Genomic DNA, 14,278 nt, shown 5'->3' with positions numbered 1-14,278 from the left:
AAATTAAAGTATTTTCAATATCGTATCATGTTCACTGCTTTTTCGTCAATCAAACCCTTAGTCGAGCGTTTGGCATTTTCTTTATTTTTGCCTCCCCGCTTATCGAATACTATAATGAGCTAATACGATTGTACTTCATAATTTTGTAATTGGTGTTCTAAAAATATACTTTCACCTAGAAAGAAGGGCTAACGCTTGACTAAATCCTATATGATTGGCGTTGATATTGGTACTACAAGTACAAAGGCAGTTCTCTTCGAGGAGAATGGAGCCATAGTTGCACAAGCGAATATGGGTTATCCCTTGCATCAACCCTCCCCTTCTATAGCGGAGCAGGACCCAGAGCAAATCCTACGTGCAGTCTTTCATACCCTCTCTAATGTCATGCGGCAAAGCGCCGTAACTCCAGATAAGATCCTATTCGTCTCCTTCAGTTCAGCCATGCACAGTGTCATTGCAATTGATCAGCTGGGTAAACCACTTACTGCCTGCATCACTTGGGCTGACAACCGTAGTGCCGGATCTGCACTTCGCCTGAAGAACGAGTTCAACGGACATGAGTTGTATTTGCGCACAGGAACGCCTATTCATCCTATGTCACCGATTACCAAGCTAATGTGGCTTCGGGAAGAGCAGCCTCAGTTGTTTCAACAAACCTATAAATTCATTTCTATAAAAGAATACATATTCGCTCGGCTGTTCGGCGAATACATCATCGATCATTCCATTGCCTCTTCTACAGGCATGCTCAACCTTGAACTTTTGGAGTGGGATAAAGAGGCCCTGGAGATAGCCCATATTTCACCAGATCAACTCTCACGGCTTGTTCCCACCACAGAGATCATGCAAGGCCTGCTTCCCGGTCTAGCAGAGGAGCTGTTACTGCTCCCGACTACACCTTTTGTCGTAGGAGCCAGTGATGGCGTCTTGTCCAACCTTGGCGTAGGCGCGATTAAACCCGGTGTAGTGGCCGCAACGATTGGAACAAGCGGAGCGATTCGCACCGTAGTGGATCACCCGCTTACCGACCCTAAAGGACGGACCTTCTGTTATAACTTAACCCCAAAACATTGGGTGATCGGAGGGCCCGTTAATAACGGCGGTATGCTGTTCCGCTGGGTACGGGATGAGTTCGCTGCTTCTGAAGTCGAAACCGCCAAACGTCTTGGCATTGACCCTTACGAGGTTCTAACGCGCATCGCGGAACAAGTTCCGGCAGGTAGCGGTGGTCTTCTATTCCATCCTTACTTAACTGGTGAACGGGCACCGCTGTGGAATCCTGATGCTCGTGGCTCCTTCTTCGGCCTTTCTATGAATCACCATAAGGAGCATATGATTCGCTCGGTACTAGAAGGCGTAATCTTCAATATGTATATGGTTCTGCTGGCTATGGAAGAGCAAATCGGGCGTCCTAGCAAAATTCTGGCTACAGGCGGCTTCGCCCGTTCCTCAGTCTGGCGGCAGATGATGTCTGATATTTTTGATCAAGAGGTCATCATTCCGGAGAGTATTGAAAGCTCCTGCCTCGGAGCAGTAGTGCTTGGTCTTTACGCAACGGGCCGCGTGGACTCCTTCGATGTTGTATTCGACATGATCGGTTCAACTTACCAGCATGATCCGATTGATGAACATACCAAAGTGTACAAGCAGCTGCTGCCGATTTATATTTCCGTCTACCGTAGTCTGGAAAGCCAGTATCAAGCTATTGCGGAGTTTCAGCGGGAACAAGCTGGAGAATAGACAAAAAATAAAAGCGCCGGTCAACCCGCATATACGGGAGACCGGCGCTTTTATTTTACCTAGCAGTAGACTATGCGCTTACGGAGCCTGTTTTTGCTTTCTTTTGTGCGCCTGATCCGAAAATAATCCAAGACGCAGGCACATACCGGAAGACGAGAGCCACTGCCAGCCATGAAACCAGCAGCGCAACAAGCCATCCTCCTACAATCGCTGCGATGTACGCAAGAGAACCCCCGTGAAACGGTAATTTTCTATAGAAATACAGCAGCATAGGGTGCAATAAATAAATCCCGAAGGAGCATGCTCCTACGGATACCAAAAGTCTTGTCAGCAAGCTACGACCCGCTCCATAGAGCAAGAAGGAGATTTGCAACAGCACCACACAAGAGAGCAGCGCATGTAGATTAGAGAAACCCTCATACCATAAGCTGTTGATGACAGTTTTTTTCGTGTAATTATTAAACCATAGCTCAACATGAACAACCCCTGCTACAATCCATAACAACCACAACGTAATCCAAACCGGACCTTTACCGGCGCGCCAGCCTTCACGTGAAGGCACTAACCATTTTTTCAAAGAAGAGTAATACACTGCAATCCCAGCACCCAGCAGGAAATACGAGAAATAAGTGATCGCCAGACTCCCCTTGGATAACTGCCAATACCCGTGATTGGTCATGTATTTATTCAGCAGCACAAAACCCCACTGTAGTAATAACCCGATCAGCGGCGCCCAAGCCGCCAGATGACGAACCTTTTGCAAACACCACAAAATGAGCGGAAATAACACGTAAAACTGAATAATGATAATAATATAATACAGATGCGTATATGCCGTTCCTGTCCATAAATACTTCCATAGCTTAGAAGCCATCTCCCCCGGAGGTAAGCCCCAAGTATTCCCGGCATTCATTTTTAACGCAAAATACAGCAGTGAAAATACTACATAAGGCACAATAATATAAAGCAGCCTTCTAGTGTAGAACTTTCCTAGCGTTTTGCCACCCAGCGGACGGTCAATATAGTTATAGAAGAGCACGAACCCACTCAAAAATATGAATGAAGGTACGGCGAACTGGCTGAATTTATTAATAAATAAGAACGGATGAAACATGTTTGTACCTAGTGTCTCCGCCAACGTTCGTGAAGTAGCATGAATAGCCAGCACTGCAAAAATAGCAATCGCCCGAAAAATATCCAGCTGCGGAATTCTTTCTTTTTGTCTCATAATCTTTCCTCCTGTTAAGCTCCGCATCGAAGTGATGCCTTTTTAATCAAATATTATGAAGGCTACTTCCCCACGTTTAAGCGTGTGCGTGTATCAGACCTTCTTCTAACGCTATTTCTCCTGCTGCACGAACCCCTTTGCCCGTTCCTCAGGGATATAACCTGACTTTTCCTGCGGACTGGATTCCAAAGAGCGAGGCACGCTTCCAAAAATAATCCATGAACCCGGAACTCGCCGGAAAGCAAACTGCACAATAAGCCAGCTCCCTCCCAGTGCGACCACAAGCCCTCCGTAGATGAACAAAACATATGTTAGCGACTCTAGGGGAATCTGATATCGGAACCTGCGATATACCGCCAGCAATAGCGGATGAATCAAATATATCGCAAATGAGAGTTCACCCAAACGTGTTAAAAAAGCAACAATCCCGCGAGAGGCCTTACGATAGATCAGGAATGTAGCATACAACAGAACCAATGCTGATAACATCGTATGGACATTCCATAATAGCTCGTACCACAGCGAATCCGTCCACACCCCAAAATGGCGGGCCACATACCATAGCTGCACATGGATAAAGGCTGCAATTAACCACCCGCTCACTAACAGGGCAGTCCATCCTTTTTGCCTGGCAGTTAGCTCCCTCCATGGCTTCATCAGCCAAGTCTTCACCTTCTCAAAGTGAATTGCGATATAAGCACCCATCATATAATAAGCCAGATAAGAGATCGCCAGGCTCCCTTTTTCAACAATGTGCAGTTCGTATTTATTCCAGAAAATAAACCCCCACTGAAGTGCCAATCCGAGCGGAACCGCCCATTTAATTAAAAAGCGGGAACTCTGGAGTAGCTTAAGCAGTACTGGAAAAAGCAAATAAAACTGAATGCTGATAAATACAAAATACAAATGCGCATATGCGGAACCTGAGAATAACGCTCTAATAAAGCTGTACAGGTTGCCACCGAGGTTCTGGGTCAATCGTCCGTTCACATATAAGGTTAGTGCGTAATAGCCCATAGAGGCTAGCAGATAAGGTAATAAAATATACTTTAATCGACGACGGTAGAAATTAATAATCAAGCTGCGTGTCACAGGACGCCCATAATAATTATAAAACAATACAAAGCTGCTCAGAAAAATAAATGAGGGCGTACCGAATTTAAAGAAAATGTTGATCCAATTCAGCCAGTAATAATAAGGGGAATGCAGTGCCTGCTCTCCAGCGGCAAAAGATGAGGAATGCACATGCAATACGCCTAAGATCGCTAATGCTCTGAAAATATCCAGCTGGGGCAGCCTTTCCTGTCTCGCAGTGTTCATATTATATTCCTCTTCTCTACTATGATGGTTGTTCATAGAGACGCTAAGCGGAATGTGGAAACTGAAAATACCAGGAAGCCTGCACCTGCTGATTTTACATTCTGATATTTGAAGCTGAATGCCTAGCGTGGGATTCGCCTTATCCTTATCACTAACGCTAATTATATCGAATGTATCTGTTCTAAAAACTTAAGAAGAACTTAAAGTTTCCTTAATAATCTTCTCTAAGACGCAAGAAACCCTGCAGAACCTGCGCTAAAAAAACGCAATATGTAACTGCAGGGTTAAAAAAGCATCGTTTACACTTGTTCCGCATGTTCTTCCGTTGAAGAGGGGCGCAGCTCTCGCAGAGGATTGCCTCCGACAAAAGAGCCAGCCGCCACATTTTTGTGCACCACGGAGCCAGCAGCTATAACTGCCCAATCTCCAATGGTTACACCGGGAAGAATCGTTGTATTCGCGCCGATCAATACATTTTCACCGATCACCACTTCGCCCAGACGATATTCCTTGATCAGATACTCATGCGCCAGAATCGTCGTGTTATAACCAATAATAGAATTCTCACCTACCGTTATTTTCTCCGGAAAAAACACATCCACCATTGCCATAAGACCAAAAGCTGTGTGTTTACCAACCTTCATCCCCAGCATCCGTCGATAGATCCAATTCTTTAACGGTAGAATCGGACAATAGCGGGCAATCTGAATAAAAATAAAGTTGCGGACACCCTTCCAAGGGCTGACCGTACGGTAAATATACCAAAGTGAGTTATGACCTTCTACTGGATAACGGGTTACGTTTCTCACGATTCATTCGTTCCTCGCTCCATAATTTCTATAATATCCTTCATGTTATGGATGATAAAGTCCGGATCATACTTGCGGAGCGTATCCTCGCCCTTCAAAGACCAAGATACTCCAGCAGCGTATACACCGGCAGCTTTGGCTGATTGAATATCAACTGCACTGTCACCTATCATTAAGGTTTTGCGAGGATCAACACCAAGGTTGTGGACCGCTGTCAGTACGGGCTCCGGATGTGGCTTTGGTTCAGTAACATCGTTCACAGTCACAATCGTATCCATGTACTTAAGTAAATCGAACCTTTCCAGGGTCTTGATCGTTGTTGGACGGATCTTAGTAGTTACAATCCCAAGTTTGATCCCACGACGCGAGAGCTCCTCAATGGTCTCCTTTACAAGCGGAAAGGAACGCACTAACTCATCATGATGCTCATTATTATAAGAACGATAGGACTTTTCTAACGTACCATTTACATCCTCTAGTCCAGAGAATACTCTCATCTGTTGCTGAAGGGTTGTTCCCATATGCGGAATTATCTCTTCTCTGGTCAGTGGAGCCAGACCATTGTCCTTCAGCGCGTACATAAATGAACTAATGATTAGCTCATTCGTATCGACAATCGTTCCATCCAGATCAAAAAGAACGCATTCTATCATAAGTTTTACTGCTCCTTCTTATCTCCATCCGCTGGCTGTCCTTGCTCAGGTTGTGTTCCTTGACGAGTTTTCTGCGGTGTATTTACTGCGCTTTCTGGCACTACAGTATCTGCTTGGATCGGTTTAGTACATACGATAGGGTCAGAATAATGTGCTTTAGGCTCTCCGGTTACTCTGCGAATAACGATCAGCAATATAGCTGCCACAATAATCAGTAGAGAAAGCAGCTGAGAAATACGAATATTACCATAGGCAGGATCCAGATATCCTTGTTCAAAACCTAACCATTCCATCGGACTCCATAAGCCGTTTATAAACGAAGCCAGTCCTGCACTTCCGTTAAAAGCTAAACTGTCAGTACGCACAGCCTCGATGAAGAACCGACCGATGGAATACCATATAAAGTAAGACATGAAGATTTCTCCAGCACGTACAAACTTCTGACGACGGAGAACCATCAATAACGCAATCCCTAGTAAGCTCCAAAGAGATTCATACAGGAAGGTCGGATGATGAAAAGCATCTCCTATGTACATTTGATTAACGATGAAGTCAGGTAAATGCAGTTTATCCCGTAAAAAAGATTCCTCAACTACGCTGCCGTATGCCTCTTGGTTGACAAAGTTTCCCCAGCGGCCAATCATTTGACCCGCCAGTAGTCCAGGTGCACAAATATCAACAATACGCCAAAAAGGGTAACCCTTATAACGGAAATAAATAATTCCGCAAATAATCGCTCCTATTAATGCGCCGTAAATGGCGATGCCGCCATTCCAGATCTTAAAGACGTCTATCAGATTATGCTTATAATCGTCCCATTTAAAAGCTACAAAATAAATCCGTGCCCCTATAATTGCCGAGGGTACACCCAGTAGCAGCATATCCATAAAGAATTCTTGCGGGATTCCGAACCGTTTGCCCTCGCGGATCGCAAGAAATAATCCCGCGAGTGCACCGACCCCTAGTATTAACCCGTACCAGTGTACAGGCAGTGATCCAATTGAGAATACAATAGGATCTATTGCTAATGGGAACATTGTCTCACACTCCTAATCGAGATCGTCCATATCCTCAGATATGGTCGCAGTTAACTTATTCGTAAACTGCAGGGCTGCATTAAAGCCCATTTGCTTCAGGCGATAGTTCATCGCAGCAACCTCAATAATAACGGCAAGGTTACGTCCTGGACGTACAGGAATGGTTACAAGTGGAACATCGGTATCAATAATCCGCGTTGTTTCCTCATCAAGTCCAAGCCGGTCATACTGCTTGTCTTGCTGCCAAGCCTCTAATCTAACGACAAGTGTAATCCGTTTATGATTACGGATAGCACCCGCACCAAAAAGTGTCATTACGTTAATGATACCTACTCCGCGAATTTCCAACAAGTGACGGATCAACTCAGGGGCTGTACCATGCAGCTGGTTATCTGAAGTCTGGCGGATTTCCACGGCATCATCAGCGATCAGTCTATGTCCACGTTTTACAAGTTCAAGGGCTGTCTCACTCTTACCAATACCACTACTACCAGTAATCAGCATACCTACACCATATACATCACAGAGTACACCATGAATCGTTGCTGTAGGGGCTAATCTCCCTTCTAAGAAGCTCGTCAAACGGCTGGAGAAAATAGTCGTAGCCATCGAGCTACGAAGCACAGGAAGTCCCTTTTCATTACTTATATCAATTAACTCCTGTGGCACATCCAAACTACGGGTAATTACGATACAAGGGGTATTGTCATTACAGATTCCACGAAGCCTACTTTTACGTTCAGCTTCAGGCAGCATGGAGAAGAATGCGAGTTCTGTCTTACCTAATAATTGAACACGTTCTTCCGGATAATATTCGAAATAACCAGCAATCTCTAGTCCAGGGCGATTCAGGTCATCGACCGTAATAGGTCGTTTTAGACCTTCCTGGCCGGAAATAACCTCTAATTGAAAATGTTGTACCAATTCAGATACTTTTACTTTCTTAGCCATGTAAATTCGTCCTTTCGTCACCTGCGGTATATGTCCGCTTACTGCGTCCGGTTGACAGCGATCTCATTACAATTCCGGAGGTAATTCTCCTGCTATCTTAATTGATAACGCTTGTGAATGCAATCTTAACGCCTATCCATTACGACCCTAATTAAACAATAAAGCCACCCTTTCGGGTGGCTTTATCAAGAGAGAAAAGATCCTGCGATCTTATCCCAACAGAATGTTAACTTCGGATTCTTTATCGAAGAAGTGAACTTTGTTCATATCGATAGCCAATTTTGGCTTGCTGCCTTCGCGAGTAGTGGAACGTCCATCTACACGAGCGATTACAGTAGATTTACCAAGGCCGCTCAAGTAAAGGAGCATTTCGTGACCAAGGTTTTCAGTTACATCAACCAATGAAGTAAAGATTGTGTTCGGGGAAGCTTCCAAGAATACTGGCTCTTCATGGATATCTTCTGGACGAACGCCCATAATTACTTCTTTGCCAATGTAGCCTTTGCTGCGGATGATTTGAGCTTTTCCGCCTGGTACTTCAACATCAAGGTTCTCTGCGCGGAAACGGATAGAACCGTTTGCTTCGGACAAAGTACCATTGATAAAGTTCATTGTAGGGGATCCGATAAATCCAGCTACGAACAGGTTAGTTGGTTCATTGTACAACTCTTCAGGGGAAGCAGCTTGTTGAATGATACCATCATACATAACTACGATACGGTCACCCATTGTCATAGCTTCTGTTTGGTCATGCGTTACGTAGATACAAGTGGTTTCAAGGCGTTTAACCAGTTTAGTGATTTCAGCGCGCATTTGACCACGAAGTTTAGCATCCAAGTTGGAAAGAGGCTCATCCATCAAGAAGACTTGTGGATCACGTACGATAGCGCGTCCCAAAGCGACACGTTGGCGTTGACCACCGGAAAGTGCTTTTGGTTTACGATCTAGCAAATGCTCGATATCGAGAATTCTAGCAGCTTCACGTACTTTCTTGTCGATTTCATCTTTCTTCACTTTACGAAGTTTCAAACCGAAAGCCATGTTTTGGTATACGCTCATATGCGGATACAGGGCGTAGGATTGGAATACCATCGCGATATCGCGGTCTTTAGGTGCAACGTCGTTGACTACACGATCGCCAATGTACATTTTACCTTCGGAGATTTCTTCCAGACCAGCGATCATACGCAAAGTTGTGGATTTACCGCAACCGGATGGTCCAACCAATACTAGAAATTCCTTATCTTTAATATCAAGATTGATATCCATTACTGTTGCTTTATCTGAACCCGGGTATTTTTTGAAAATATGCTCTAAACGTACGCCTGCCATTGTATTTCCCCCTCGAGTTAATTATTGATTAATTGAAAAATTCTTTTTTCCTTGTACATTTATATTACCCTAGACGGGACACGGTGGCTATTTGTAACGTTCACAAAAAACCTATTTCCTTTTCGTCACTTTATACAAAAGCATAGTAAGCTTCACAATAGCAGCGTCCCCAAAGCTACGCACATCGGCACCCGTCTCCTGTTTTATCTTGTCCAGACGGTATAAAAGCGTGTTGCGATGAATATATAGCTTCTTGGCTGTTTCACTTACATTACAATCCATCTCAAAAAACGTCTCCAGGGTCATCAGCATCTCTTTATCCGATAGTACGGTAGAATAGTCGCCAATCTGTCCAAGTAACTGTTTACGCCGTGCATCAGGAATGCTGTTAACCAAACGTTCCAAATGCAGCTCCCAAGGTAAATGAATATATTCACCCACTTGGAAAATACGTCCGAGTACAATAGTCTCCCTCAGCAAGGCCACGGATCCCGTCAATCCCTTAACAGGAACGATAGCCGGAGCTACAGCCAAATGGAATACACCTACCCATTCGCTGGCTATCAGTTCGTGTAAGCCCATACTGGTCTGAGCCAGAATTTCATCTACACTCTCTTCTTCCTCATCCTTATCATCTCCGCCCGTGAGTAGTTCCTTCCGGGCCAATATTAACCATTCTTTTTCTTGAAGAGGTATAAGCAGAATTTCATTCTCAAAATAGCTGCGCAGCAGCTTCATTAAGGAACGATAAGTGATCTGCGGGCTATGTGCATTCTCACTGCTAAGTAGGAATGGAACCATATCTCCGAATAAACGTCCCTTTAGAGCCATCTCATCGGGTATCTCAGAGTCATTTTTCTCTTGCTCCAGTTCGGTGTTCAACCAGATACCCAGCTGCCGAGCCTCCGCTTCCCCTTCTTCTCTAACCCCAGTAGCTTTTAGTGCAATTGCAAAGTTTCGAACTGCATAATTCACTAATTGTATTTCCAAAGAGTTAAGTCCATCCAATTCCACCCAGACAGCGGTTACACGTCCATCAGTCTCATATAATGGTGCCCAAAGATGACCCTCATGGATTACCGGCTGTTCCTGTGCTTCCAATCCCATACTAAAAAGAGAAGCTGAATGTTGCCTACCTAACTGCTTGATTCCGGTTTTCTTTCCGGTGAGCTGCTCTAACTTTTTCCGCAATGTTTCGCTATCCATAGTCACCATACTCCACCACTTTTGCTCTTTTCGCCTATTTTAGCATATTCTCTAATATTATGTTAATCACTACAGCAGCGCGCTACTATAATACGACATAAAAACACAAAAAAAGCCACCACCCTAAGGTGATGACTTTCTGTTTGGGATGAGCCATGAAGGACTCGAACCTTCGACACCCTGATTAAAAGTCAGGTGCTCTACCAACTGAGCTAATGGCTCATAAATGGTGGGGGATGATGGATTCGAACCACCGAACACGTACGTGAGCAGATTTACAGTCTGATGCGTTTGGCCACTTCGCTAATCCCCCAAAAAAGGTGGCTCGGGACGGAATCGAACCGCCGACACGAGGATTTTCAGTCCTCTGCTCTACCGACTGAGCTACCGAGCCATAAGATTACATGACAATTAAGCGGAAAAGTCTTACACTTCCCACTCATTTTGTGGAAAAAATGGCGGAACCGACGGGATTCGAACCCGCGGTCTCCTGCGTGACAGGCAGGCATGTTAGGCCAACTACACCACGGTTCCGCATTAATTAAAAATGGTGCCGGCGAGAGGACTTGAACCCCCAACCTACTGATTACAAGTCAGTTGCTCTACCAGTTGAGCTACACCGGCACGGTGTAAAAGAAATTCTAAAAAGATGAAAATGGTGGAGGCTGAGGGGATCGAACCCCCGACCCTCTGCTTGTAAGGCAGATGCTCTCCCAGCTGAGCTAAGCCTCCAGGTATTATGGTAGCGGCGAAGGGGATCGAACCCCCGACCTCACGGGTATGAACCGTACGCTCTAGCCAGCTGAGCTACACCGCCACAATAATTAGTATTGCTATGGATTGAAAATGGCGGAGAGAGTGGGATTCGAACCCACGCACCGCTTACGCAGTCTAACCCCTTAGCAGAGGGTCCCCTTATAGCCACTTGGGTATCTCTCCAAACGATATCAGTACCACAGCAATCCAAACAGGAATTTGACTCCCTGAAAACTGAATCCGAAACAAATCTGCATTTTAAGTATAGGATAAGCCCTCGACCGATTAGTATTGGTCAGCTCCATGCATTGCTGCACTTCCACCTCCAACCTATCTACCTCGTCGTCTTCAAGGGGTCTTACTAATTGGGAAATCTCATCTTGAGGGGGGCTTCACGCTTAGATGCTTTCAGCGCTTATCCCGTCCGTACGTAGCTACCCAGCCATGCTCCTGGCGGAACAACTGGTGCACCAGCGGTACGTCCATCCCGGTCCTCTCGTACTAAGGACAGCTCCTCTCAAATTTCCTGCGCCCACGACAGATAGGGACCGAACTGTCTCACGACGTTCTGAACCCAGCTCGCGTACCGCTTTAATGGGCGAACAGCCCAACCCTTGGGACCTACTTCAGCCCCAGGATGCGATGAGCCGACATCGAGGTGCCAAACCTCCCCGTCGATGTGGACTCTTGGGGGAGATAAGCCTGTTATCCCCAGGGTAGCTTTTATCCGTTGAGCGATGGCCCTTCCATGCGGTACCACCGGATCACTAAGTCCGACTTTCGTCCCTGCTCGACTTGTAGGTCTCGCAGTCAAGCTCCCTTATGCCTTTGCACTCTGCGAATGATTTCCAACCATTCTGAGGGAACCTTGGAACGCCTCCGTTACTCTTTAGGAGGCGACCGCCCCAGTCAAACTGCCCGCCTGACACGGTCCCCGTACCCGATAAGGGCACTAGGTTAGAACCTAGATACGATCAGGGTGGTATCCCAACGGCGCCTCCACCGAAGCTTGCGCTCCGATTTCTACGGCTCCCACCTATCCTGTACAGATCGTACCCAAATTCAATATCAAGCTGCAGTAAAGCTCCATGGGGTCTTTCCGTCTTGTCGCGGGTAACCTGCATCTTCACAGGTATTAAAATTTCACCGGATCTCTCGTTGAGACAGCGCCCAAGTCGTTACGCCATTCGTGCGGGTCAGAATTTACCTGACAAGGAATTTCGCTACCTTAGGACCGTTATAGTTACGGCCGCCGTTTACTGGGGCTTCGGTTCATAGCTTCGGGTTACCCCTAACCACTCCCCTTAACCTTCCAGCACCGGGCAGGCGTCAGCCCGTATACTTCGCCTTGCGGCTTCGCACAGACCTGTGTTTTTGCTAAACAGTCGCTTGGGCCTTTTCACTGCGGCCCCCTCGTGCTATTCACACTACCGGGGCACCCCTTCTCCCGAAGTTACGGGGTCATTTTGCCGAGTTCCTTAACGAGAGTTCTTCCGCGCGCCTTAGAATTCTCTTCTCGCCTACCTGTGTCGGTTTGCGGTACGGGCACCTTCTCCTGGCTAGAGGCTTTTCTTGGCAGTGTGAGATCATGACCTTCGCTACTATAATTTTCGCTCCCCATCACAGCCCAGCCTTATCGATGTGCGGATTTGCCTACACATCAGCCTCACTGCTTAGACGGACATCCATCAGTCCGCGTCACTACCCTCCTGCGTCACCCCATCGCTCATAGCGGATTACGGTGGTACAGTAATTTCAAACTGTTGTCCTTCGACTACGCCTTTCGGCCTCGCCTTAGGTCCCGACTTACCCTGAGCGGACGAGCCTTCCTCAGGAAACCTTGGGCTTTCGGCGGATCAGATTCTCACTGATCTTTTCGTTACTCATACCGGCATTCTCACTTGTGTAGTGTCCAGCGCTCTTTTCAGTACACCTTCAACCCCTACACAACGCTCCCCTACCCCAGATGCAAAGCATCTAGCCATAGCTTCGGTGGTGTGTTTAGCCCCGTTACATTTTCGGCGCAGAGTCACTCGACCAGTGAGCTATTACGCACTCTTTCAATGGTGGCTGCTTCTAAGCCAACATCCTGGTTGTCTGTGCAACTCCACATCCTTTCCCACTTAACACACACTTGGGGACCTTAGCTGATGGTCTGGGCTGTTTCCCTTTTGACAATGGATCTTAGCACTCACTGTCTGACTCCCGGCAATAAGTATATGGCATTCGGAGTTTGACTGAGCTTGGTAATCCTTGCGGACCCCGCACCCAATCAGTGCTCTACCTCCACTACTCTTATACCGAGGCTAGCCCTAAAGCTATTTCGGGGAGAACCAGCTATCTCCGAGTTCGATTGGAATTTCTCCGCTACCCCCACCTCATCCCCGCACTTTTCAACGTACGTGGGTTCGGGCCTCCAGTGCGTGTTACCGCACCTTCACCCTGGACAGGGGTAGATCACACGGTTTCGGGTCTACGTCCACATACTAATTCGCCCTATTCAGACTCGCTTTCGCTGCGGCTCCACCTTCTCGGCTTAACCTTGCATGTTAAACGTAACTCGCCGGTTCATTCTACAAAAGGCACGCCATCACCCATTAATAGGGCTCTGACTTTTTGTAAGCACACGGTTTCAGGTTCTATTTCACTCCCCTTCCGGGGTGCTTTTCACCTTTCCCTCACGGTACTGTTTCACTATCGGTCGCCAGGTAGTATTTAGCCTTAGCAGATGGTCCTGCTGGATTCATACGGGGTTTCACGTGCCCCGCACTACTCGGGATCCGTCTCGGAGAGAATACAGTTTAGGTTACAGGGCTTTTACCTCTATCGCGGGCCTTTCCAGACCTCTTCACCTACCATATTCCTTTGTAACTCCATGTGAGACGTCCCACAACCCCTAAGAGCAAGCTCTTAGGTTTAGGCTGTTCCGCGTTCGCTCGCCGCTACTGACGGAATCACTATTGTTTTCTCTTCCTCAGGGTACTTAGATGTTTCAGTTCCCCTGGTCTGCCTCTACATTTCCTATGTATTCAGAAATGAGTAACTGCGAATTACCACAGCTGGGTTTCCCCATTCGGACACCCCCGGATCAAAGCTTGCTTACAGCTCCCCGAGGCAGTTTCGTTGTTCGCCACGTCCTTCGTCGGCTCCTGGCGCCTAGGCATCCTCCGTGTGCTCTTATTAGCTTAACCTTGATTTTTCCGCAGGAAAATATCATACGATGACATTCTCTTTGGAATCATCTCA

Annotated in this window: 9 protein-coding genes, 8 tRNA genes and 1 rRNA gene; 1 reads left to right on the top strand and 17 read right to left on the bottom strand. The window is 46.6% G+C overall.

Annotated elements, in window-relative coordinates:
• Window positions 1–210: 210 nt before the first annotated feature.
• Entirely contained in the window at window positions 211–1,740 is a 1,530-nt protein-coding gene (gene gntK / locus MHH50_RS00770; protein WP_076186889.1) for a gluconokinase, read from the top strand.
• 70 nt (window positions 1,741–1,810) lie between these two features.
• Here the strand turns inward: gntK and MHH50_RS00765 are convergent, their stop codons facing one another.
• The 17 genes from MHH50_RS00765 to MHH50_RS00685 form a co-directional block, all read right to left on the bottom strand.
• Window positions 1,811–2,968 carry an acyltransferase gene (locus MHH50_RS00765; RefSeq protein WP_340033844.1) on the bottom strand — a complete coding sequence of 386 codons (1,158 nt, stop codon included), beginning with the start codon at window positions 2,966–2,968 and terminating at the stop codon, window positions 1,811–1,813.
• Between the two features lie 111 nt (window positions 2,969–3,079).
• Complete coding sequence (locus MHH50_RS00760) at window positions 3,080–4,288, bottom strand: acyltransferase (protein ID WP_076186883.1); 1,209 nt, start codon at window positions 4,286–4,288, stop codon at window positions 3,080–3,082.
• A gap of 299 nt (window positions 4,289–4,587) precedes the next feature.
• Window positions 4,588–5,097, bottom strand: coding sequence for an acyltransferase (locus MHH50_RS00755; protein WP_170914218.1), 510 nt, complete (start codon window positions 5,095–5,097; stop codon window positions 4,588–4,590).
• Window positions 5,094–5,750 carry a pyrophosphatase PpaX gene (gene ppaX, locus MHH50_RS00750; RefSeq protein ID WP_076126829.1) on the bottom strand — a complete coding sequence of 219 codons (657 nt, stop codon included), beginning with the start codon at window positions 5,748–5,750 and terminating at the stop codon, window positions 5,094–5,096. Before ppaX ends, MHH50_RS00755 begins: the two co-directional genes overlap by 4 nt.
• A 5-nt stretch (window positions 5,751–5,755) precedes the next feature.
• Window positions 5,756–6,787 (bottom strand): prolipoprotein diacylglyceryl transferase, encoded by a 1,032-nt coding sequence (gene lgt / locus MHH50_RS00745; RefSeq protein WP_076126827.1) that lies wholly within the window; start codon window positions 6,785–6,787, stop codon window positions 5,756–5,758.
• 12 nt (window positions 6,788–6,799) lie between these two features.
• Window positions 6,800–7,738, bottom strand: a complete 939-nt coding sequence (hprK, locus tag MHH50_RS00740) for an HPr(Ser) kinase/phosphatase (RefSeq protein ID WP_036687047.1) — start codon at window positions 7,736–7,738, stop codon at window positions 6,800–6,802.
• 210 nt (window positions 7,739–7,948) lie between these two features.
• On the bottom strand, window positions 7,949–9,070 hold the full coding sequence (gene ugpC, locus MHH50_RS00735) for a sn-glycerol-3-phosphate ABC transporter ATP-binding protein UgpC (protein ID WP_076126826.1): 1,122 nt from the start codon (window positions 9,068–9,070) through the stop codon (window positions 7,949–7,951).
• 111 nt (window positions 9,071–9,181) lie between these two features.
• Complete coding sequence (locus MHH50_RS00730; RefSeq protein WP_340033843.1) at window positions 9,182–10,276, bottom strand: helix-turn-helix domain-containing protein; 1,095 nt, start codon at window positions 10,274–10,276, stop codon at window positions 9,182–9,184.
• Window positions 10,277–10,425: 149 nt separating this feature from the next.
• A tRNA-Lys gene (locus MHH50_RS00725) sits at window positions 10,426–10,498 on the bottom strand.
• A gap of 5 nt (window positions 10,499–10,503) precedes the next feature.
• Window positions 10,504–10,589, bottom strand: a tRNA-Tyr gene (locus tag MHH50_RS00720).
• 8 nt (window positions 10,590–10,597) lie between these two features.
• Window positions 10,598–10,670, bottom strand: a tRNA-Phe gene (locus MHH50_RS00715).
• 62 nt (window positions 10,671–10,732) lie between these two features.
• Window positions 10,733–10,810, bottom strand: a tRNA-Asp gene (locus MHH50_RS00710).
• A 14-nt stretch (window positions 10,811–10,824) separates the two neighbouring features.
• A tRNA-Thr gene (locus MHH50_RS00705) sits at window positions 10,825–10,900 on the bottom strand.
• Between the two features lie 32 nt (window positions 10,901–10,932).
• Window positions 10,933–11,008: transfer RNA gene (locus tag MHH50_RS00700), tRNA-Val, on the bottom strand.
• An 8-nt stretch (window positions 11,009–11,016) separates the two neighbouring features.
• Window positions 11,017–11,093: transfer RNA gene (locus tag MHH50_RS00695), tRNA-Met, on the bottom strand.
• A gap of 30 nt (window positions 11,094–11,123) precedes the next feature.
• Window positions 11,124–11,215 (bottom strand) — tRNA-Ser (locus tag MHH50_RS00690).
• Window positions 11,216–11,297: 82 nt separating this feature from the next.
• Window positions 11,298–14,223 (bottom strand): 23S ribosomal RNA (locus tag MHH50_RS00685).
• Window positions 14,224–14,278 lie beyond the last annotated feature (55 nt).

Source organism: Paenibacillus sp. FSL H3-0302 (assembly GCF_037982245.1).
Taxonomy (GTDB): domain Bacteria; phylum Bacillota; class Bacilli; order Paenibacillales; family Paenibacillaceae; genus Paenibacillus_AQ; species Paenibacillus_AQ odorifer.
Note: the sequence above shows the minus strand (reverse complement) of the source record. Positions and strands in the feature narration are given on the sequence as shown.